This window comes from Hyunsoonleella pacifica (genome assembly GCF_004310335.1).
Classification (GTDB): Bacteria; Bacteroidota; Bacteroidia; order Flavobacteriales; family Flavobacteriaceae; genus Jejuia; species Jejuia pacifica.
Genome location: NZ_SIRS01000001.1, coordinates 516,875 through 538,186, shown reverse-complemented (window position 1 = coordinate 538,186; position 21,312 = coordinate 516,875). Strand labels below are relative to the sequence as shown.

Annotated in this window: 20 protein-coding genes and 1 other RNA gene; 5 read left to right on the top strand and 16 right to left on the bottom strand. The window is 31.1% G+C overall.

The features are described from left to right. Positions 1-104 precede the first annotated feature (104 nt). On the top strand, positions 105-728 hold the full coding sequence (locus tag EYD46_RS02045) for a tRNA (guanine-N1)-methyltransferase (RefSeq protein ID WP_130935386.1): 624 nt from the start codon (positions 105-107) through the stop codon (positions 726-728). 74 nt (positions 729-802) lie between these two features. Here EYD46_RS02045 and fsa read toward each other — a convergent pair whose 3' ends face one another. The 4 genes from fsa to ffs form a co-directional block, all read right to left on the bottom strand. After that, a complete protein-coding gene (gene fsa, locus EYD46_RS02040) occupies positions 803-1,456 on the bottom strand; it encodes a fructose-6-phosphate aldolase (protein WP_130935385.1) in 654 nt (217 codons plus the stop codon). 643 nt (positions 1,457-2,099) lie between these two features. Next, the gene (locus EYD46_RS02035; protein ID WP_130935384.1) at positions 2,100-2,519 is read right to left on the bottom strand and encodes a hypothetical protein; all 420 of its coding nucleotides are present in this window, start codon (positions 2,517-2,519) and stop codon (positions 2,100-2,102) included. Between the two features lie 44 nt (positions 2,520-2,563). Continuing rightward, positions 2,564-3,367 (bottom strand): SDR family oxidoreductase, encoded by an 804-nt coding sequence (locus EYD46_RS02030; protein WP_130935383.1) that lies wholly within the window; start codon positions 3,365-3,367, stop codon positions 2,564-2,566. 68 nt (positions 3,368-3,435) lie between these two features. After that, an RNA gene (gene ffs / locus EYD46_RS02025) (signal recognition particle sRNA small type) lies at positions 3,436-3,534 on the bottom strand. Between the two features lie 89 nt (positions 3,535-3,623). Between ffs and EYD46_RS02020 the strand changes: the two genes are divergently transcribed. From EYD46_RS02020 to EYD46_RS02010, 3 genes are all read left to right on the top strand, one after another. After that, positions 3,624-4,658, top strand: coding sequence for a glutaminyl-peptide cyclotransferase (locus EYD46_RS02020; RefSeq protein ID WP_130935382.1), 1,035 nt, complete (start codon positions 3,624-3,626; stop codon positions 4,656-4,658). Between the two features lie 98 nt (positions 4,659-4,756). After that, positions 4,757-6,061, top strand: coding sequence for a cytochrome ubiquinol oxidase subunit I (locus EYD46_RS02015; protein ID WP_130935381.1), 1,305 nt, complete (start codon positions 4,757-4,759; stop codon positions 6,059-6,061). 1 nt (position 6,062) lies between these two features. Beyond that, positions 6,063-7,082: a cytochrome d ubiquinol oxidase subunit II gene (locus tag EYD46_RS02010; protein ID WP_130935380.1), complete on the top strand. Its 1,020-nt coding sequence runs from the start codon at positions 6,063-6,065 to the stop codon at positions 7,080-7,082. Positions 7,083-7,091: 9 nt separating this feature from the next. On the opposite strand, the gene EYD46_RS02005 is transcribed toward EYD46_RS02010, so the two are convergent. From EYD46_RS02005 to EYD46_RS01965, 9 genes are all read right to left on the bottom strand, one after another. Beyond that, positions 7,092-7,988 (bottom strand): DUF5777 family beta-barrel protein, encoded by an 897-nt coding sequence (locus EYD46_RS02005; RefSeq protein WP_130935379.1) that lies wholly within the window; start codon positions 7,986-7,988, stop codon positions 7,092-7,094. Further along, the gene (locus tag EYD46_RS02000) at positions 7,978-8,523 is read right to left on the bottom strand and encodes a YceI family protein (protein ID WP_130935378.1); all 546 of its coding nucleotides are present in this window, start codon (positions 8,521-8,523) and stop codon (positions 7,978-7,980) included. Before EYD46_RS02000 ends, EYD46_RS02005 begins: the two co-directional genes overlap by 11 nt. A 3-nt stretch (positions 8,524-8,526) precedes the next feature. Next, positions 8,527-8,952, bottom strand: a complete 426-nt coding sequence (locus EYD46_RS01995) for an OB-fold protein (RefSeq protein ID WP_130935377.1) — start codon at positions 8,950-8,952, stop codon at positions 8,527-8,529. Positions 8,953-9,053: 101 nt separating this feature from the next. Then, positions 9,054-10,232, bottom strand: coding sequence for a hypothetical protein (locus tag EYD46_RS01990; protein WP_130935376.1), 1,179 nt, complete (start codon positions 10,230-10,232; stop codon positions 9,054-9,056). Between the two features lie 48 nt (positions 10,233-10,280). Beyond that, positions 10,281-10,553 carry a hypothetical protein gene (locus EYD46_RS01985; protein ID WP_130935375.1) on the bottom strand — a complete coding sequence of 91 codons (273 nt, stop codon included), beginning with the start codon at positions 10,551-10,553 and terminating at the stop codon, positions 10,281-10,283. Between the two features lie 10 nt (positions 10,554-10,563). Continuing rightward, the gene (locus tag EYD46_RS01980) at positions 10,564-11,412 is read right to left on the bottom strand and encodes a DUF5777 family beta-barrel protein (RefSeq protein ID WP_130935374.1); all 849 of its coding nucleotides are present in this window, start codon (positions 11,410-11,412) and stop codon (positions 10,564-10,566) included. A gap of 10 nt (positions 11,413-11,422) precedes the next feature. Continuing rightward, positions 11,423-11,815 (bottom strand): hypothetical protein, encoded by a 393-nt coding sequence (locus EYD46_RS01975; RefSeq protein WP_130935373.1) that lies wholly within the window; start codon positions 11,813-11,815, stop codon positions 11,423-11,425. Next, entirely contained in the window at positions 11,812-12,381 is a 570-nt protein-coding gene (locus tag EYD46_RS01970; protein WP_130935372.1) for a YceI family protein, read from the bottom strand. Before EYD46_RS01970 ends, EYD46_RS01975 begins: the two co-directional genes overlap by 4 nt. Positions 12,382-12,396: 15 nt before the next feature. Beyond that, positions 12,397-12,762 (bottom strand): hypothetical protein, encoded by a 366-nt coding sequence (locus tag EYD46_RS01965; protein ID WP_130935371.1) that lies wholly within the window; start codon positions 12,760-12,762, stop codon positions 12,397-12,399. A gap of 244 nt (positions 12,763-13,006) precedes the next feature. On the opposite strand from EYD46_RS01965, the gene EYD46_RS01960 reads away from it, so the two are divergent. Further along, on the top strand, positions 13,007-14,107 hold the full coding sequence (locus EYD46_RS01960; protein WP_130935370.1) for a LytR/AlgR family response regulator transcription factor: 1,101 nt from the start codon (positions 13,007-13,009) through the stop codon (positions 14,105-14,107). 113 nt (positions 14,108-14,220) lie between these two features. Here the strand turns inward: EYD46_RS01960 and EYD46_RS01955 are convergent, their stop codons facing one another. The 3 genes from EYD46_RS01955 to EYD46_RS01945 all read right to left on the bottom strand — a co-directional run bounded on the left by EYD46_RS01955 (position 14,221) and on the right by EYD46_RS01945 (position 21,179). Further along, positions 14,221-16,455 (bottom strand): TonB-dependent receptor, encoded by a 2,235-nt coding sequence (locus EYD46_RS01955; protein ID WP_130935369.1) that lies wholly within the window; start codon positions 16,453-16,455, stop codon positions 14,221-14,223. A 127-nt stretch (positions 16,456-16,582) separates the two neighbouring features. Next, positions 16,583-17,041 carry a hypothetical protein gene (locus EYD46_RS01950; protein WP_130935368.1) on the bottom strand — a complete coding sequence of 153 codons (459 nt, stop codon included), beginning with the start codon at positions 17,039-17,041 and terminating at the stop codon, positions 16,583-16,585. Next, positions 17,034-21,179 (bottom strand): non-ribosomal peptide synthetase, encoded by a 4,146-nt coding sequence (locus EYD46_RS01945; protein WP_130935367.1) that lies wholly within the window; start codon positions 21,177-21,179, stop codon positions 17,034-17,036. The genes EYD46_RS01950 and EYD46_RS01945 overlap by 8 nt, the downstream gene beginning before the upstream one ends. Between the last annotated feature and the right edge of the window lie 133 nt (positions 21,180-21,312).

The window sequence follows — 21,312 nt, the reverse complement described above, 5'->3', positions numbered from 1 at the left end:
TCCTGAATAGCCTCATTTTTTTGAGGCTATTCAGTAAATAACCATGTTTTTAAACTTTATTTTATATTTTCGCAATAACAGTTAACCTATTTAAACACAACCAAATGAATTCCTCAAAATACCTAATTGCACTCATCTTTTTGTTTACTTTTAGTTTATCATCATTCTCTCAAGCAGCACAACAACAAGAAACACTATCACTTAATAGTGGTACAATTGATAGCCAATTTGAATTTGTTTTTAGAAAATCTGGCAATTTCAAAGGCACGAATGGTCAACCTTACGAAGCGGTAAAAACGGCATGGTTGCTAACACTACGTAATCATGTAAAAGATTCTTTAAAAGGAATTCGCAAAGATTTAAATGAAACACAAGCTGTAGTAAAGACACAAGCTAATGAAATTACACAACTAAAAAGTTCTCTTTCTAAAACGCAAGCTGATTTAGAAACCACGAATACAGAAAAAGATAGTATGTCCCTCTTTGGCATGCAAATGAGTAAAACAGGTTACAATACACTCTTATGGAGTATTATAGCAGGATTATTAGCTTTGTTATTGCTGTTTATATACAAATTTAAAAACAGTAATGCAGTAACAAGACAAGCAAAACAAAGCCTTTCTGAGATAGAAGAAGAATTTGATGAGCACAGAAAAACAGCTTTAGAGCGCGAGCAAAAAGTAAGACGTCAATTACAAGACGAAATTAACAAGCAAAAAAAGGCTTAAATTCTAAAAATCATAAAATTAAAAAGGCGCAATAATCAATTTGACTATTGCGCCTTTTTTATATTCTAAAAAACTTAGTTACCTTTCTTGTAATCAGCTAAGAACTTAGCTAAACCAATATCAGTTAAAGGATGTTTCAATAACCCTTCAATAGAACTTAAAGGCCCTGTCATTACATCTGATCCTATTTTAGCACAATCAATAACATGCATGGTATGACGTACAGAAGCCGATAGAATCTGGGTTTCAAAACCGTAATTATCATAAATATGACGAATTTCAGAAATTAAATTTAACCCATCAGTAGAAATATCATCTAAACGTCCTAAAAAAGGAGACACATAAGTAGCTCCTGCTTTAGCAGCTAAAAGTGCTTGTCCAGCAGAAAACACCAAAGTTACATTGGTTTTAATCCCTTTACTAGAAAAGTACTTACAAGCTTTAACACCATCTTTAATCATTGGTAATTTAACAACTATTTGCTCGTGTAACTCTGCAAGAGCTTCCCCCTCCTTTATCATACCTTCTACATCAGTAGAAATTACCTCAGCACTTACATCACCATCCACAATATTGCAAATATCAACGTAATGTTTCATAATATTATCATGTCCTGTAATACCTTCTTTAGCCATTAACGAAGGGTTTGTGGTTACACCATCTAAAATCCCCATATCTTGGGCTTCTTTTATTTGGTCTAAATTTGCAGTGTCAATAAAAAATTTCATTATTTCTGTTATATAGTTTTAATTTATATTAAATCAATATTTTGGGCGTCTCCTACAAGGGGTTGGATCTACCTCCTGGCAGGCTTTCAGCAGTCGTTCCCTTCCACTTCGAGGAGCTTCAATCACGCCAAGGCGTGACTTCAATCCCTAACGCAACGAATTTACAACATTAAGAGCTTTACGTAATTAACTTTAGGTAAAATCTATTAACAACTTGCTAAAAGTTTCCGGTTAATCTATAACTGGAAGAAATATTAGAGTTTTTCCCGTAGAATTATTTTTAACAATCAATGTGTCAGACGCAAAACTTTTGTGAAACTTTCTATCTGATATTATGCTGGAATGCATGTAAACTTTACTTTCAAAAAAGTTTTTATATAACATGGTATTACAGCTATCATTCTTAAAATTTTTAGAACATATTGTTATATCTAAACCTTTACTGTCACAATATAAAAAGTTTTTATGCCTCATTGTACAAAACACGTCTATATATTTAAAATCAAAATTATCATATGCTTTATAATGATGACCGTGAGGTGCGGACAATGGCATTAATAGGCAAGATTTAATACTTAAAAAAAATGCAAATACCAGTAAACGCAAAAGTACTTTTTTTAGTCTCAAATTTTAAAAAGCTTTATCAATTTACAGTTAAAATATAACTTCTGTCTGTACTTTCCTCGCATAGGCCATCACAATCATTTAAATTATTCTCACAATAATTATCAGCTTGCTCAACATCAAGTCTAATAGTAAATCGATACCTACCTCGTTCTCGAGGGATACCTTCAATAATTACATCTCTATAATCAAAATATACATCAATACCCGGAGGTAAATCTCCAATCACAGAAAAAAAGTAAAAATAATCGTTGTCTCTGGGTTCATTTTTAATTTCTGCAGTTATCAATTCAGAATAATTTTGATTAACTAAACCAACACGCAACCTATTATCAGATAAAACAGGTCTTCTATTTATAACACATTCTAAAATATCTTGACAACCTGTTATCAAAAAAAACAGAGCGAAGACTGAGGGAAAAGTAATTTTTTTATACATCTGGTTACATTTGTGCTAACAAAACACAAATAACATACCAAACCTTATATTTTGTAGTGATTCATTAATAATTTTTCATAAACCTTATCAGGAAGTATACGTTTTAATACAATTGAAAATTTCTGCATAAACTCCCCTACCTTATAATGAATCTTTGGTTTTTTAGTAGTAATAATGTTATAAACAGCTTTAGCCATTTGTTCTGGATCGCTTCCTGCATCAACATGAGCGTCCATCAATTCTAAGGATTTTCCATAGGATGATTTGTATGGCGAATCGTCTTTTAGAGGTGCATGGTAACGCCCTGCAGCTATATTAGTTGCAAAATCCCCTGGGGCAACATTGGTCATTTCAATATTAAAGGGTTTTAATTCCATTCTAAAAGCTTCGGTTAATAATTCTAAAGCACCTTTACTCGCACTGTAAATACCACGATACGGTAACCCCATATACCCCGCAATAGAGGTAATGTTTATTATTAAACCAGATTGTTGTTGACGCATCTGAGGCAATACGGCCTTAATCACATTAATGGGTCCAAAAAAATTAGTATCAAAATTAGCTTTGATCTCTTGCTCTGGAATTTCTTCAATAGGCCCAGTAATTCCTGCTCCTGCATTATTAATTAAAACATCTAATCTACCTTCGGTATCTGTAATCTGTTTAATAGCTATATGTATCGTAGAAACATCTTTAACATCTAAAGCAATCAGAGGGAATTTACCATTCTTATAATTTTTAGGATTTCTACTTGTACCATAGACTTTGTAACCTTTTTGGTGTAAATACTCTCCTATAGATTTTCCTATCCCTGAAGACCCTCCTGTGATTAAAACAACTTTAGACATATTTATAAATTAAAGTGCCAAATTACAATATAGAATATGGATAAGAAAATTTAAATTTAGGGCACAAAAAAAGGCAAGCTACCTACATCACACCGCTACAACCGTATACCTTTGCTGCGTTCCCGCCCTGGAGGATTCTACAGGAGCTGGTTGTGTAGGACTTGCCGGCTGCAAAGATACAATCTTTTAAAATTTTCACAATGATTTTTTAAACCGATTTTAAATAAATATATTCGACACAAAATAAGGTTCACTCATGAAAATGCTTAAAGTATTCACTATAATAACGTTACTGGTTTTACAAGTGTCTTGTAACTCTAAATCTGATAAAGAAAAAAACGATTTTGAGATAAAAACTAATGCAAAAAAAGGTAATATTTCAATAGATAACACTTTAGAATTATCATTGAGCAACAAAAAAAAGCATACTATAGATTCTGTTGTCTACAAATTAGATGGAAAGACAGTTACTGAAAACCTCAACTTAAAACATCATAAATTAGGTAAATATGCTATTGAAGCCATAGTGTATTTTAATGATGATGAGCAACAGACGGTGTCATCAACAGTTACTATTCTGAATAATGAGTCTCCAAAAATTTACAAATTCAAGATTCTAAATGAATACCCCCATGATATCACTTCTTACACCCAAGGCCTGGAATTTCATAATGGAAAATTGTATGAAAGCACAGGACAATACAAAGAATCTAAATTGCGTCTCGTAGATTACACTACAGGTAAAGTAATAAAAAATATAAACTTAGCTGATGAGTACTTTGGAGAGGGTTTAACTGTGATGCATGATAAGATATACCAATTAACTTGGAAAAAAGGAATTGGTTTTGTTTACGATGTAAATACATTTGAGAAAACAGGAAGCTTTAAATATGGACAAAGTAAAGAAGGTTGGGGATTAACACATAACGAAACACATATCTACAAAAGTGATGGAAGTGAAGATATATGGTTACTAGATCCGAAAACTCTCATAGAACAAGAAAAAATTCAAGTGTATACTAACAAAGGGAAAATTACTGACATTAATGAAATGGAATGGATTAATGGTAAAATTTATGCGAATCGCTACCAAAGAAATGGCGTAGCTATAATTAATCCTATAAATGGTGCAGTTGAGGGTGTAATTGATTTTACACCTCTAAAAAATATGGTAACTCAACATGAAAAACTAGACGTGTTAAACGGTATTGCTTACAACCCTGAAACTAAAACTATTTTTGTTACTGGAAAGCGATGGGATAAGCTGTTTGAAGTTGAAATTATAAAGTAAAATTTTAACTAAAAACACACTCATTTTTATCCTATTTTCAATAAAAGATTAAAGCTTTAAAACGTATCTTTGTAGTACTATTTTAAAGCTTGTTTTTTATGGACAATCTTGATGCCGCAAGACTTCAAATGGCATTTACGTTAATGTTTCACATTGTATTTGCATGTATTGGTATGGTAATGCCCTTTTTTATGATAATTGCTCATAGAAAATGGCTAAAAACCAGAAACCCTATTTACTTAAAATTAACAAAATCGTGGCAAAAAGGTGTCGCGATTTTTTTTGTTACGGGTGCTGTTTCAGGTACTGCTCTGTCCTTTGAATTAGGGCTACTTTGGCCTGAGTTTATGAAGCATGCTGGCCCAATAATTGGCATGCCTTTTTCCTTAGAAGGTGCTGCTTTTTTTGTTGAAGCTATTGCTCTAGGTTTCTATTTGTATGGTTGGGATAAAATCTCTGAAAAATTCCATTGGTTTACAGGAATTATCGTGGGAGTTTCTGGTGTGGCTTCTGGTATTCTTGTGGTTTCAGCAAATGGTTGGATGAATGCACCTTCTGGGTTTGATTACGCGAATGGTGTATTTTCAAATATAGATCCTGTAAAAGCACTTTTAAACCCTGCTTGGTTTACACAAGCATTGCATATGACACTAGCTGCTTTTACCGCAACAGGGTTTGCTGTGGCAGGAATACATGCCTTTCAAATTTTAAAAAACAGACAAGTTGAACTTCATAAAAAAGCTTTTAAAATAGCGATTACTTTTGCTGCTATAGCTGCCATTTTACAACCTTTAAGTGGCGATCTTTCTGCAAAAGATATTGCTAAACGGCAACCTGTGAAATTAGCTGCTATGGAAGCGCATTATGATACTACTAAGGGCGCACCATTATATATAGGTGGTATTGTAGATGATGAAACACAAAACGTATCTTATAAAATTAAAATTCCCAAGGCATTATCCTTTTTGGCTTTTGGAGATTTTAATGCTGAAGTAAAAGGACTAAATGATTTCCCTGAAGATGTGCACCCTAATGTACCTATTGTACATTATGCATTTCAAATTATGGTGGGTATTGGTACATTATTAATGATAGTAGGTATACTATTTTTCATTAGCTTAAAACGTAAATCTTGGTGGCAAAACAACAAATTTTGGCTACTGTTTATTGTTTTAGCTCCTATGGGGTTTATAGCATTAGAAGCAGGTTGGGTAGTAACTGAAGTTGGCAGACAACCTTGGATTATTCATAATATCATGAGAACAAAAGATGCTGTTACTCCAATGCCCGGAATGGTATTTAGCTTTTACATGTATGTTATACTCTATAGCATTTTGGCAATAGCTGTAACTTGGTTAATGGCAAGACAAATTAAATCTTTAAATAACTCAAAAATAGCATAGTATGATTTATGTAGTTTTATCGTTTTTAATGATTTCTTTATTACTCTATGTATTACTTGCGGGAGCAGACTTTGGAGCAGGAATTATTGAGTTATTTTCTTCAAGAAAAGGTAGAGACACAACAAAAAAAACTATCTACCGTGTTATAGGTCCAGTTTGGGAAGCAAATCATATATGGATTATTATTATTGTAGTTATTCTTTGGGTAGGTTTTCCTGAGTTTTACAATGTTATAACAGTATATCTACACATACCTTTAACATTAGTATTACTAGGCATCACATTAAGAGGTGTTTCTTTTGTTTTTAGACACTACGATGCATTTAAGGATAAATCTCAAATTTTATACGACTGGATGTTTAGGCTCTCCAGTTTAATAACTCCAATATTTTTAGGTATGACATTTGGCAGTATGATTTCTGGAGAAATTATATTAAATCCTGATGAAACTGATACTTTCTATTCCATTTTTATTGGGCCTTGGCTAAATTGGTTCTCCATTTTTGTTGGATTGTTTTTTGCTTCGTTGTGTACATTTTTAGCATCAGTACTATTAATTGGCGAGTCTAACAAAAACGAACATCAACGTTATGTACTAAAAGCAAGAATAGCCAATATAACAGTAATTGTTATGGGGTTTTTAGTTTTAGCTTTTGGTTATTTTAACAACTTAAAATTTATTACAAATTTTATAAAAAGTCCTTATGCTATTGTATTGGTTGGGTTATCAGCACTTCTTATCTTTCCATTAACTCACAGCATAAAAAAGGCTACTAGAATTAAAAGCAGATTTCTTGCAGGAGTACAAGTAGTCTTGATTTTACTAGCTGCTATAATCACACATTATCCAAACTTATTAATTACTTCTGATGGCACTGTAAACCTTGTAGAAACGGCATCAACTCCTAAAGTAATTCAAGTTTTGGGTATCTCTTTAATTGTTGGAGGTGCAGTTATCTTACCAGGTCTATTTCATCTCATGAAATCCTTTAAAATGATTAAAATTTTAGAGAAATTGTAGTATTTAAGATTAACGCTTCAATCTATTTTTAAAATGAATTGTATACGTGAAATTAAATCCGAAATTTAAATTAGGATTTTTAAAATTGAAATTGTTTCTCGTTTGTGTAATAAAAGCATCTTCTACCATGCTTACAGCATTGGTAAGCATAAACTGTAACATCACATCACTAAGTTCCCAATTAACGCCTAATGAGAATGGCCCATAAGTGTCAAAAGATGTGATAGGATTAGCAACATAATAATATTCTGAAACTAAAGAAATATGACCACCTAACTTATATCTCCCACCAAAACCAATAGCGAAATGATTTTGAGGGTCAGCTTCATTAAAAATTATACCTCTATGTATAAATGTTGGAGATATTTGCAGAGAAAAATCTGGAGTTATCTTTTTTGCTATTAGTATTTGGGATGTAAATGAAAGCCTTTCAGATGTCTTGTTACCAGGACTGGAATACGGTAACATATCACTAAAACGACTTACGCTTTGTAGTAAAGATATAGTAATTGGAGATCTTTGACCTGCTACACCTTGTCTTACTAGTTTATACTTTAAAAAACCATCAAAACGTTCATCAAAAGTACTACCTCCTACTCCTAATAATAGCCTATCAGATACACCATATTCTAAAGCAAACCGAGTATTTATACGATCAACAAAAAAACTTTGGGAGCGTTCTTCTGGTGTGTTCCAAAATCTATTAGATATAAAAACATCTAGTGTACCATTTTTTCGTGTTTGCACCGAATGTCCATAAGTGATTCTAGAAAACTTAAATGTAGCTTCTGTAAATCTTAAAGTATCTTTGTGTTCTTTATCCAAAAGATCTAGCAGTTCCTGACTGTTAACAAAACTTATTGCTAACAAAAAGGTTAAAACAGATAATATCTTTTTAATTTTCATAAGCTTCATATTCAAACTTAAAATCAACATTAATTTTTTTCGCTATGTTTCCTCTTAAAAGCGGAGGAATTTTTATGTTGTAATCTTCTACTGTCGCTTCAAAAGATCCACTAATTACAAACGTATTATTTTTCTTTTCAATTTTAATTTTTATCTCTAATTCTTTGGTTGCCCCATGCATTGCAAAAACACCTTTTACTATACGCGTTTGAACTCCCTCTATATTTGGATCAAAATCAATAATATCTCCTTCAAAAGTTGCTTTTGGATAAATATCTGATTCAATATAGCTTTCATTAAAATGCTCTCGCATTAATGCTTTTTCAAATACAAATGCATTCATTAAAATGCTTACCGCTATTTTATTGGTTTGAAAATCTACTATACTTAAAACCTGATTATTTTTAGCTTTAATATTTTCAACAGGAGTATAAGAGAAAAAAGAAACATTGCCTTGCCTGGCAATAATTTTTTTAGAGTCTTCTTTCTTAATACTAAGAAAAGATAAGATGATAACAAGAATAAATTTATGCATAAACTATTCAGAAATTATACAATTTAAAAAAATGGCATCTTCAAGGATACCTTTAAAAACACCTTTTAACTTAATAGTATCATTAGTTTTAACTTTTGAAACTTTTTCGGTTTGATTACTTTCCATATCACAAATTATAAATGCACGTTCTTTTCCATCTACTCCCAACAGAATAGTGATGCGATTATTTAAATAACTAATTTTTTTCACTATACCTTCAACTTCAATTACCTGCTCTGCCTTTAAATTATTTTTACCTTCATTTTGAATAAAATCAATAACAGTTTGTGCATCAAATTTATGAATTGGTTCTTTCTGTGAAAGATCATAAGTATCCGGCTTATCCCAGATAAAATGTTTGGCTACAAAAAATGCTAGTATAAAAACTGTAAGAAATAATACTATATTAAAAATCGATTTTCTACTCAAAACCTTTCTATTAAGCTTTAGACTTTCTCTATTTTATAGATGATTAAACCTAGGGCTTTACACCCTAGGTTCAAAACTACTAAAAATTAAACTTCCCTTTCTCAATCAACTATATTAAAAGTACCTTTCATAGAAGCATGATGCTGACATATATAAAATAATGTATCTGGAGCATTTGCTGGTACTGTAAAAGTTACTGTACCTTGAGATGCGCCATTATTGGTTACACCGTCATTAAATCCATCTCCTGTCCCTGTAGTTTGGGCCGTTTTTATAAGGAATGGGTGTCCAGGTGCATCTATTACAAACTCGTAAGTCTCCCCTCTTTTTAATGTAATATCGGGGTTAGATGTATTGTTTAACCCTTCTCCACTAAATAAATATGCAGATGCACCTTGATTACCAATAGTATAAGTTATTGCACTAGGTGCCTGTGCTGTAGGGGCTTCATCAATATTCTGATTTACAATAGGCCATACTCCAGCTACAGGAAACCCTACACCATAATTATCTCCTCTTTGTGTATCTTGTCCAAAGAAATATAAAGGCCATCCCTTATAGGTAATTTGACTTCTTCCAAAAACGCCAATACTACCAAAATCTGATGCATTTAATATACTTGGTATACCAGCTAAAGTAGTCTCAAAAATTGGCCATACGCCATTATTAGAAAAATCGTCTTTAGTAAAACTATTTACACCATTAGTATCATTTATAAAACTGTAAAGTGTATTTCCTTCAGCATCTACCATATAGAATGTTTCTTCATCTCCTTCAGTATAATTGCTGGTAAGGTTAGTTTCATTACCGTCCTTATCTCTCCCAACTAATTGTGCGCTTACCACCATCACTGTATAATCTGGTTTAGCAACATACCATACTTCTCCTGCACCATCTCCATTAATACTGCCAGCCGATGCATCGTTAGTAAAAGTATATAATGGCCATCCTTTAAAAGTGGTTTGCTTACTGCCGTCTGCTCTTGTTATAGTTCCAAAATCGGAAGCGTTTAAACCATTATCTAAAGTTAAATTTTCTGCAAAAAAAGCGGGCCAGTTAGAAAGACATCCTCCAATACAGTTAGATACGGCTTTACTATCTTTTGAGAAAAAATAAAGTGTAAATCCATCAGATGTTGTTAGTATATTTCCAAACGTGGCATTAGTTTTAAGTTGAATAGCGTTATTTTGCGCTGGTGGTACTATAGTATCATCGTCGCTATCATTACTGCAACTCGTTACCATTAAAAATGTGATTAAGATTAAAAATAAATGTTTCATGATTTTTGTGTGTTTATTTAAATGATTATTTGATTTTTTTATATTGATTCAATTTGAAGTTTTAAAACAATTACAAAGCGGTTTACTATTATAATGTTCAGTAATACGATCTCCTTCTGGTGGATATCCTAATACCATTAGTGTATTTAATACTTCTGAGATTTGATTTGCACAATTAAAATTGAAAACCACTAGATCTTCTTTTGGAAATAACATGACATTTTTTACGTCTTTTACTTCCATAATTTTTTTCTTAATTGGTGCTATACAATTTGAACAAAACGAATTTTGAACAATTACTCTTGCTAAACTTGTTCTCATAACTATGGTTTTAAAAGATTCTTGATAGGTTAAACCCGAAGAAGATGTTTCCCTCTGTCCAATCTCCAGTAGCTTGACCTAAAAATGTGTTTACATTCATAGGTTGTGCATTTGTGAAATGTAATTGAAATACATGGCCTCCTGTTTCAAGGTCGAAACCAATAGATAATGGGTTTTTAAATGGCGAATTAGATGCTCTATTTAGATGTAAACCATAATCGAAGTTGATAGACCAACGTTTACTTAATTTATGTCTACCTCCAAAACCAAGAGCAAATTGTGTATTTGTTTGTGCATCAAAGGCGACTAAATTATCGTGAAACAATGTTGGTATTAACTCTAGCGAAAAATCCTTGCTAAACTTTTTAGAAATTAAAGCTTGAATCGCGTAGTTTAATCTGTGTTTAAACTCTAACCCAGGAAGTTCGTCTTTATCTAAAACAGTATTTATAAGTAAACTATTGAATAAAACGACTGTAAAAGGCATTCCTTCCTTTTTTTGTCTAAGTAGTCGCAACTTTAATGACGTTTCGTAAGTTTTTTGAAAGGAACTTCTTGATACGCCAATATTTATCCCATCTGAAATACCATAAACGAAATTAAGTCTTGTTACTGCTTGATCTAACCCAAAGAAATCTTTAATTCCTGTTTCAATAGAGCCAAATCGATGTGATACTATAAAATAGAGTTCTTTTTGCGACACCATTTTGGTAGATTCAAAATTTACAATTTTAAGACCTTTAAACGCTGCTGTTTCGTAAGTATTTTCAGTAGCTTTAGTATCAATCTCATCGAGTAAATCTTCTTGCCCACTTAAAAAAGCAGACGCTAGGAATAATAGATATATTATTTTTTTCATTATTGTTATTTTAGTGGTTAGTTATTGTTGCTTGGTCAATCTTTACAACTTCTAGTAAATCATCATATCCTACACATCTCCCCTTTATACTAAGTATTGCTTTAGGTTCTAAAGTGCTCATATCAGTATTTATGAAATTAACTTGTATAACATTATTTAGAATTACAGAGTTTTGTTCTACCGAAGTAATAACACCTTCTGTTTTCACAACCTTATCAATAAATTGACCGGAAACTGAATCAGTACGCATTACATTTTTTAAGTCGTTAGAACTTAGACTATAGTCTACCTCTTCAGATGCGATATTCCTGTGGGCTTTGTACATATATCCATAGATACCGTAACCTGTAACTCCTAATAAGATGATAGATATTGTAATAATGTAGATTATCTTTTTCTTCATTTTTTTACTAGTTTAAAATCGAGGTTTACATTAACTACTTTAGCTATTTTATTACGCACTATTTTTGGTATTTCTATCTCAAAATCAGATGGTGTTACACTAAAACTCCCTGTTATTGATATGATATCATCAACCTTTTGTATCGTTAAAACTGTTTCAATTGCTTTCTCTTTTCCGTGCAATTGTAAAACACCTTTAACATTAACTTCTACTGCTGTTTCAGTAAGATCTTCATTAGTATCAAGATCCACTATCTTCCCTTTAAAAATTGCTTTTGGGTAAGTATCAGACTCTATGTAGTTTTCATTAAAATGCTCTTCCATTAAAGAGTTTTTAAATCGAAACCCTTTCAATAGTGCTAAAGCAGCAATTTCATTAGTTTTAATATTATATATGGCTGTGGTAGATTTGTTGGTGGCTTTTACTTCTTCAAATAGTTTTTCTGAGGCTTCAAAAACTATGGTTCCGTTTTTATCAATGTATTTGTCTTGGCTAAAACCAAATGCATTTATTAATAGGCAAATGCACAATACATATAGGTGTTTTATTTTTACAGATGTATTCATTTTATATAGGTTATTTTAGTTTTCTTGTAATCCTTCATCAATCCATTGTTCTACTAAATCAATAGTAGCCTGTGGTAATCTACCTGAAGGTGGCATTGCTCTTGGTTCTCCTGTTTGTCTACTAATTGCCCTTAACAGCTGTCCACTATTTGCACGTGTAGAAACTTCATCAAAATTTGATAATGGAAAAGGCGCTCCATTTCTAGGTGGGTTTGAATGACACCCTACACAATTGTTATTGATAATTGCTTGAATTGTGTTTGAATATGTAACTGAAGCACCTGGATTTTGTTCTTCTACAAGGTCACTTTGGCTATCGTTACTACACCCAGATAGAATTATTAACGATAAAAGCAAAATAGGAATGTTAATTGATTTCATAAGTTTAATTTTTAATGATAAATTGTTTGAAATGCCAGTAATAAAAGGCTCTACAAAAGAATAACTAAAGCCCGTATCTTACACCATAAACCTATGTGAGAGGGAAAAAATAGCTTTAAAAGGGAATATTTTTGGATGAATAATTACAAGAAAACGCCCCTAAAGGAATTATTAGCTTTGAAAATGAAGTAAAGTAATTTCAATACTCTAAATTCTTATATTAGCTACTCTTTTATAATTGCTAATGCGAAAAGACAAACTTTATTTTCTTACTTTTTTATCTATAACTATCATTTATAGCATTGTGGCTAGTTTAGCTTTTAATTACCTTGTTAAAGAAAGTACGCTAAAGTTATTAGAAACACATTTGGTATTCAGTAAAAAGGAAGCAAAATCATTTTCTACTCTTTTGAGCCATCAACTATCTCAAAATATTTCGAAAGATTCATTAATACATAATATTCAAAAAAGTTTAAATGGTACTGATTTTGAAATGGGCTTTTTAAGTATTTATGATTGGTCTGGAAAAGTAGTTGCACACCCTGACATTAAAAATGTAGGTTTATTAGCAAGTCCAAACAATTCTTATGTATCTTCTGTTAATGATGACCTAACTCCAAAAGCATTTTATGATTTTTTAAATGCTAAAAATGAAGCTTCAAATACTGGAACTATTGAAAAACAGTCAAAAGTAGTTGTGCTTAATTCTATTCAAAACTCTGATTGGATACTTGCTGCACATGTAAGAACTGACAATATACGAAGCCAAATTCAGGATTTTAAAAGTCAATTCCTTACGGTCTTTTTAGTGATGGGCCTTTTTATTGTAATTGCTGCTGTAGTAATTCTCAGAATTTTTGGAAGTTCTTATGAGAAAACATTAGAACTTAAAAATGAGAAATTGGAGGATGAGGTTATTAATCTTTCTAAACTGAATCGCGCAGTTGGAGAATATCAGCAAAAAGTAAGTAAAGAAACTACTAATACTGAAACTGAATCTAATACGTCTAAAAAAAGGCTCTTAACTTATGTTAGAAATGAATTAGTACCAGTACCTACTAATGATATTGCTTACATATACACCGAAAACACTATTACTTATGTGGTTTGTAATGATAAAAAACGCTCTACTTCTAATTTAAGTTTGGATGAATTATCTACACAATTAGATGAATCGTTTTTCTTTAGAGCAAATAGACAATTTATTATTTCTATAGCTAGTATTGAGAAGATTGTGAAGTATGGTAATAATCAACTCAAAATTTTAGTTACTCCAGATTCTGAATCCAGTATTATTATAAGTAAAAACAAAGCTGCTCAATTTAAGCAATGGCTTAATATCTAATTTCAATAGACTTGCTTGCCGTTTTTGCTCTAACTAAATATTATCTCAAATAATAAGAGTTTCGTTTTAAAATAAAAACGAAACTCTTATTTATCTATTTAAAATTACCTTACTTAAAACCTAACAGAAACCTTACCTCTTAAAAAGAAAGGAACTCCAGGTGTAAAATGAATTTCTTCTGTAGAATCTGCTTCATTAAACAATCTACTTTCTGTGGCGAATTGAGTTTCATTCCAATCTACATCAAAAAGATTCTCAACTATTAAACCAAAGGTCCAATTATTATGGTTATAATTAAGATTTAAATCTGTAACAAAGTAGCCTTCTGCTACTATAGAGTTATCCTCATTTGCAGGACGATCTTTAATATAACGGTAGCTAATTCCACCAGAAAGGTTTCCTAAATTATTCACTGTAAACCCTCCTGCTGATGTTAAATCTGGTGCTAAAGGTATATAATCTTGCCCGTCAGGTTCTTCAGTACTTCTGGCTACCGTATAATTTACATCTGTGTTAAAATATAACCAATCAGCAATTTGGTATCGTAAACCAAGATCTATACCATATCTTGTGGTTTTTCCGCTAGGCTCAACAATAGCGGCATCTCCTACATAAACAAATTCTTGCTGTAAAAACAACGACCAAAGCGCTGCATTAATTGCTAATTTCTCTGTTGGTTTTAATACGGTTCCTAAATCTGTACTAAATGCTGTTGGTAATATTTGCTCGCCACTTTGTGCAGTTACCACTCGACTATCATTTGAATGATACCCCAAACCTGTTTTTAAGAAAAACTGTGTGTTTGGAGAGGCTGCGTATATAAAATTTAATTTAGGACTCAACAAAGCCTTATTTTCACTTTTACTATCATAAGTTTCGGAAAGTAAGTCTTCGTAATCAAACGTAAAATAGTCTAATCGCAATCCAGCATTTAATGTAAATTTATTTACCTTATAGTTTATATCTGCAAAAGAAAACGCATTGAGTTCATCAACATTTCCAAACGCTAACCGTTCTAATAATTCTTTTCTATTTTTAGTTCTAGAAAGTTGATTATTGTTTACATCATCATAACGAAATCCAATACCTACACGGTATTTTAATTGCTTATTGTGATCTTCCAAATGAAATGATTTTTCATAAACACTTTTTGCTCCTATAATAGTTCGTTCTTCAAACTGACGGATTTGATCTGCGTTTACAGGGTCTTCTAGAAAAAAAGTGAAATTTGAAAACAACTCAAAATCATAGTTAGATACATAAGCTGAAGATGTTAAACTTGAATGCTCATCAAAATGTTTGATATGATTCATCCAAATATTAGTTCTGCTTGTATTCCCCCCTTCTGTATCATCAATAGCACCAAACCTACTTATTAAACCTTGGTCTACGGCACGTTGTGGAATTTGCCCTGAGGCATCCCATTTACTTTGAAAGTGTGACAATGACAGGTTAAATTCTTGGTCTGCATAGTTATTATAATTATAGCGTGCCATGATATTCATACGGTTAAAATTTTGAGGAGACTCAAAAACACCATCGGTTAAATTCATTTCACTTGCTATATAAGCATTACTATTTTCTCCATCCCAGATTTTCAACATACTCAATGCGCGAACGGTATTAAACTGCCCTGCTTCAACAGAAATTAAGTTTTTATCAATGGTCTTTTTAGTTTGGATATCTACATAACCAGCAGTATTGAAGTTTCCTTTATCTGCATAGTAAGAGCCTTTTCCAAAATCTAAGTTTTCTATGGTCTCAGGAATAATAAAGTGCATATCTGCATACCCCTGACCATGGGCATGGGACACCATATTTACTGGCATACCATCTACATCAATAGCTATATCTGTTCCATGGTCTATATCAAAACCTCTTAAAAATATTTGTTCTGCTTTACCTCCTCCTGCATGCTGACCAATGATTAATCCTGGAATTTTTCTAAGGATTTCTTGTGAAGATTTTACAGGACTTGTTTTGATATCTACATTCACAAAATTACTCAATACATTTACTTTAGAAACTATCAATACTTGATCTAAAGATGCAGAGGATATCTCCATTATCACTTTTATTGTACTGTCCAAATGAGACTCATCAATGGTTAACTCATAGTTTTCATAACCTAATTGATAAAAATAGATGACATCTCCAACTGATATATCATCAATCTCAAAATAACCAGAAACATTACTGTAGGTATATGTTCCTGTATTTTTATTATATACCCCAACACCTTGTAAGGGCTTTTCATTGTCTTCTGAAATTACTGTTCCGTTAAGTTCATGGGCAAACACTCCCATACTTAAACATATAAACAATAATGTTAGTATTTTTTTAAACATAATTTATTAGTTTTTTGAGCATAGACATTGTTTTACAAAATTATACTCAAGATAATTAGTAGTTTTTTGAATTAACAAATTCTGAGTTTTATATTTCTCTTTTCAAAGAATAGATAAAATCGTACTATTATGCTAGACGTTTAGGGGGTTCAAAAATCGCGAATACATACCCATTTAAGGTACATTCAATTATTGAAGAATAGTTAGACTGTAGGTTGTAGGTATAAATACCCATATACTTAACCTCCTTTTTAGTCCTAATATGCTTATCTATTTTTTGTTTGACAAGTAGCGGGTTTTCATTATCAGTTGCTAAATTAGAAGCTTCGATGATTTTATTAAATAATTCCAAAATCTCATGTTGATGTGCTTCAAATTGTAAAGTATGATGAGTTATTTGATGATTAAATCGTGAATTATCAGCATGAGAAGTAAAGGTAGCAGACATTTCTATTTGATGAGATAGAACGTGTAACACATTGCTAATTTCATTATGTAATGGCCCAAAAATGTAGCACATAATCATAATAACAATAGTTATTTTGAAAACAAATGGCTTAAAGCCTTTTTGAATTTTTCTATTCATTTAATAATTTCGTAATAATATCTTCTATATATTCAGAATACCTCTCAATAGTTGGTAAATTAAATATTTTATTTAACGGAACGTTTAGCTCTAATTCTTCATTAATTCTAGAAGTTACCCTAATTGCGGCTAATGAATGACCTCCTAAGGCTATAAAATCATCGTGTACTCCAATTCTTTCTAATCTCAATACTTCTTTCCAAATACTCTCTACTAATTGTTCAATTTCATTTCTTGGAGCTACATAAGACACCTCTAACTCTAATTGATCCGTTGTTAAACTTCTTAATGTTTTTTTATCTATTTTTCCATTTTTGGTTAATGGTATTTCTTCTAAATATTTAAAGTTAGAAGGTATCATATAATCAGGGATTTTGTTAGACAAATACATTTTTAATTCTTGTGACATCAATGCTTTATCTCCTGTATAATAAGCAACAAGTTTTTGGTTATTATGAATGTCTATTGGCTCTTCGTAACCAATTTCTGCCATAATACGTTTTACCTCAACTTCATCTATATATTCGTTAATTTCTTCGAGACTTTCATCTCTTGTTTTATGCCCTAAACGTACATCCCAACTGTAAGGAAAAGAATAATTACTGTAACCTCTTTGCCTCTTATGAACATATATCCCTACCTGATTTATTAAACAATTGGTAGATCTTCCTGTATCTGTAGGCCTTATCCATCCAACTTTTTCCTCTAGATATTTAATCATATTTTCTAAGCTCACATCAGAATACCTATAAAAATCAACGAATTGTACCGTTTCAAATATGTCATCTCCTTCAAAAATAGAAACATCTAATAACTCTTTAATAGCATCTTCTTCTCTATGGTATAGCTTTCTAACTTCTAAAATAGTATCGTCAATTTTAGTTACATCTAAATCTTCATCCCAAAATAATTCTTCAGTTAAACGTGTTTCAAAAAACTGTCCGCGAGATAAACCTGTAACTATAAAAGGGATTTGACGCTCCATTGCTATTTTAGTGCTCAATGTATATATAGTTTTAAAACAACCATTACATACATTCTTATGTCTATATAAACTATCCACAAAAATAGCATTCATGTGCTCGGTTTGCCCGTAGATATGATCAACACCTAATTTACTAACTATACGATTAATGTTATCTTTAGCCTGTTCAGAAATGTATCCATTATCTAAAGTAAAAGCTAGTACCTTTAATCCCATACTTACTAATTGAGCAAGAATATAGGTACTGTCTTTTCCTCCACTTAAAAGAGTTAAACAGTCATAACTTGGACTTTTTCCTTTTCTTGAGGTTAAAATAGAATGTAACTCACTTTCTGTTTTAAAATACTTTTGCGCTTTATTTTTATATCCTTTAAAAGCATTACATAAATTACAAACCCCATGTGCATCAAAATCCGTTTGAGGATAATTCGATGGTAAGCCGCATTCAATGCAATTAAAAACTTCATCGTCATTAATTTGTTTTTTTGTGTTTTCAGTTAAAACCACTGCACAATTATCAATACCTTCAAAATCTAATAAGTTAGATTCTATATCTGGTAATTCAATTCTATATCCTCTCAATTTTACTTGTTCGTCTACTCTTCCTAAATATTCATACTCTCCTTTTGAATTGATTCTAGCTAAATCACCTGTTTTATACATTTTAGTACTTTGTACAAAAGGATTGTCAATAAACTTAGAAGTTGTTAAATCATCCAAACCTAAATAACCACTAGCTAAACTACTTCCACTTAAATATAACTCGCCTACAACACCTTTGGGTACAAGATTATTAAATTCATCTAAAATATAAGCATTCATGTTTGTTATAGGTAACCCAATTGGTATTGACGATTGCTTGTGTTTTTCAGGATTAAATTCACTAACTATACACCCTACTGTTGCTTCCGTTGGCCCATACTCATTAAATATTTTTACATCATTTCCAAAAGTAAGTTTCATTGCTTTACCCATATTCACTTTAAAATCTTCTCCGCCTACAATCATCGTTTTTATATTGGAATCTTGTAAGTTTTTATTTTGAAAAAGACTTAAATGAGAAGGAGTTAGCTTAATCGTATCTGCCAAATTATCTTTAATGACATTTAAAACAGAAATATCTATTCCAGACTCATCTTCTTCATAAACAATCATTCTACCTCCACTTACTAAAGGCAAAAAAGTAGAAGTAATTGTTAAATCGAACCCTATGGATGTAAATAATGCAAAAACTGATTTACTACTAAAACCATAATGTTCTTTAGCCCAAAAAATATAATTTGAAAGTGCTCTATTAGAGATAAGTACTCCTTTTGGAAGACCTGTAGAGCCTGAGGTATAAAGCACATAAGCTAATGTGCTTTCGTTTTTAATAATATCAATATTCTCTTCTGATTGATTAGCTAAATCATCACCTATCTCTTGTAAATTAATTATTGGAATTCTAATATCTTCAGAAAAGTTTTTCAATAACTCATTTTGAGTTAAAACAAACGCGCAATCACAGTTTTCTAATATAAAATCAATCCTATTTTTTGTCTGATCGGAAGCTATTGGAATAAATGTTCCACCAATTTTTAATATTGCTAAAACACTTATTATGTAGTTTGAATTTCTATAACTATGTACTACTACATTATCATTTACCTTGGCACCTTTTACTATTAGATAATTTGCAAGTTGATTAGCTTTTTTGTTGAGAGCTTTGTAGGTTAAAGTTTCACTTTTAAATTGTAAAGCAATAGCATTGGGTGTTGTCTTTACATTGTCTTCAAAAGCATCAATTACTGTTTGCAATTCAGGACTAGTATCTATTAAGGTTTCTGTAAAAACACTTTTCTCTACTTTACTAATGATACTAGGCTTATCTATTGGTTGGTTAATGTCTGCTAAAAAAGCATTAAATACATTTTCAAAATGCTCTAAAAAAGTTTCTGGAGTAGAAGCAACAAGTATATCTTCATTAAAATCGAAAATTAAATTTAACTGATTTGTATTATTAAAATCATGAATATGAAATCGCAGTTTGTGAGCTGGATCTGAACATTCTGGATGTATCCATCTTGTTATTGTTTCATGATTGGCAAAATTATTATAGCTAGAATTTATGTAGTTTAAAATAACATTATAACTTCTACTCAAATTTGCAGAAGATGTTCCTATTAATCCATTTTTAAAGCAATGAATAGTATCTAATTGAATCTTTTTTAATAATGAAATAAAAGTTTCATTTTCATCAATTTCAACCGTAAGCGGAAAAATTTCTATAAATAGCCCTACTGTTTCTTGAAAAGCCTTATTTATTCTATTATGAATAGGTATCCCAATAATTAATTTTCTTTGACCACTAACTCTATATAAATAAGAAAATAATACTGAAGCAAAAACAGTTAAAAGTGTAACATCTTTGTTCCAAATTTTAATTTCTGGGTTTTCTGAAAACTTTGTAAGCTTATCGATATCATCCTTACTGAGTTGAACTTCAATTCTATGTGATTTTTCAGTAACGTTACCTACTTTTTTTAATCCGTAAAAAGAAGGAGGATCTGTAAAAGATTTAATTTTGTTTTCCCAGTATTTTGTTTTCTCTTTATGCTGATCTCTAGACTTTTCTTCAAAATCTATAAACATATTATACTTATATTCTTCTGTAAAACTAGAAGTACCAAAGTTTAGAAGTTCTTCATAGATATAAGACATTCTATTGAATAATATAGTTCTACTTGTTGCATCAGTTATCAGATGATGCAAATTCAAATACCATATAAAATCATCATTTTTTAATCTAATCAATGCGCTATCAAATAACTTTTTTGATGTATCTAATACTAGCTTACTTTTAGTCCTCAACCATTCTTCCACCTCTGCTAGCTTTTTATCTTCAAAATCCAAATACAATAAATCTTCTTCTAAACATGCTGCGATTTTTTGATATGGTTTCCCATCAACTTCTAAGATAATAGCTCTCAAAACATCAGTATTACCAAGTAATTCTTTAAATGCTAGTTTAAATATTTTAATATCTATTTCTCCCTTAATATAAAATGCATACGGATCATTATTTATAGGAAGATTAAGGTGTAGCTTATCTGTAAGCCATAAAGACGTTTGACTTTTGGTTAAGGGTAATAATTCAATTTTAGATTTATCCATATTGAAGGACAGGTTGGTTTAATTTTTCTCATAAAAGTATGCTTTCTAAAAGTGTGATACTGTATATGAAAAAAGAGTTTTTGAGAGAAATTTAAATGATTAAATAATATTTTTAAAATACATCTAATTAATC

Bases quoted from the DNA above. Each gene is read 5' to 3' on its own strand.
- EYD46_RS01950 (WP_130935368.1), bottom strand. From the start codon at position 17,041: ATGAATAGAAAAATTCAAAAAGGCTTTAAGCCATTTGTTTTCAAAATA.
- EYD46_RS01965 (WP_130935371.1), bottom strand. From the start codon at position 12,762: ATGAAATCAATTAACATTCCTATTTTGCTTTTATCGTTAATAATTCTA.
- EYD46_RS01975 (WP_130935373.1), bottom strand. From the start codon at position 11,815: ATGAAGAAAAAGATAATCTACATTATTACAATATCTATCATCTTATTA.
- EYD46_RS02015 (WP_130935381.1), top strand. From the start codon at position 4,757: ATGGACAATCTTGATGCCGCAAGACTTCAAATGGCATTTACGTTAATG.
- EYD46_RS01945 (WP_130935367.1), bottom strand. From the start codon at position 21,179: ATGGATAAATCTAAAATTGAATTATTACCCTTAACCAAAAGTCAAACG.
- EYD46_RS01985 (WP_130935375.1), bottom strand. From the start codon at position 10,553: ATGAGAACAAGTTTAGCAAGAGTAATTGTTCAAAATTCGTTTTGTTCA.
- EYD46_RS01960 (WP_130935370.1), top strand. From the start codon at position 13,007: ATGCGAAAAGACAAACTTTATTTTCTTACTTTTTTATCTATAACTATC.
- fsa (WP_130935385.1), bottom strand. From the start codon at position 1,456: ATGAAATTTTTTATTGACACTGCAAATTTAGACCAAATAAAAGAAGCC.
- EYD46_RS02045 (WP_130935386.1), top strand. From the start codon at position 105: ATGAATTCCTCAAAATACCTAATTGCACTCATCTTTTTGTTTACTTTT.
- EYD46_RS01990 (WP_130935376.1), bottom strand. From the start codon at position 10,232: ATGAAACATTTATTTTTAATCTTAATCACATTTTTAATGGTAACGAGT.
- EYD46_RS01980 (WP_130935374.1), bottom strand. From the start codon at position 11,412: ATGAAAAAAATAATATATCTATTATTCCTAGCGTCTGCTTTTTTAAGT.
- EYD46_RS02020 (WP_130935382.1), top strand. From the start codon at position 3,624: ATGAAAATGCTTAAAGTATTCACTATAATAACGTTACTGGTTTTACAA.
- EYD46_RS02010 (WP_130935380.1), top strand. From the start codon at position 6,063: ATGATTTATGTAGTTTTATCGTTTTTAATGATTTCTTTATTACTCTAT.
- EYD46_RS01970 (WP_130935372.1), bottom strand. From the start codon at position 12,381: ATGAATACATCTGTAAAAATAAAACACCTATATGTATTGTGCATTTGC.
- EYD46_RS02035 (WP_130935384.1), bottom strand. From the start codon at position 2,519: ATGTATAAAAAAATTACTTTTCCCTCAGTCTTCGCTCTGTTTTTTTTG.
- EYD46_RS02005 (WP_130935379.1), bottom strand. From the start codon at position 7,988: ATGAAAATTAAAAAGATATTATCTGTTTTAACCTTTTTGTTAGCAATA.
- EYD46_RS01955 (WP_130935369.1), bottom strand. From the start codon at position 16,455: ATGTTTAAAAAAATACTAACATTATTGTTTATATGTTTAAGTATGGGA.
- EYD46_RS02000 (WP_130935378.1), bottom strand. From the start codon at position 8,523: ATGCATAAATTTATTCTTGTTATCATCTTATCTTTTCTTAGTATTAAG.
- EYD46_RS02030 (WP_130935383.1), bottom strand. From the start codon at position 3,367: ATGTCTAAAGTTGTTTTAATCACAGGAGGGTCTTCAGGGATAGGAAAA.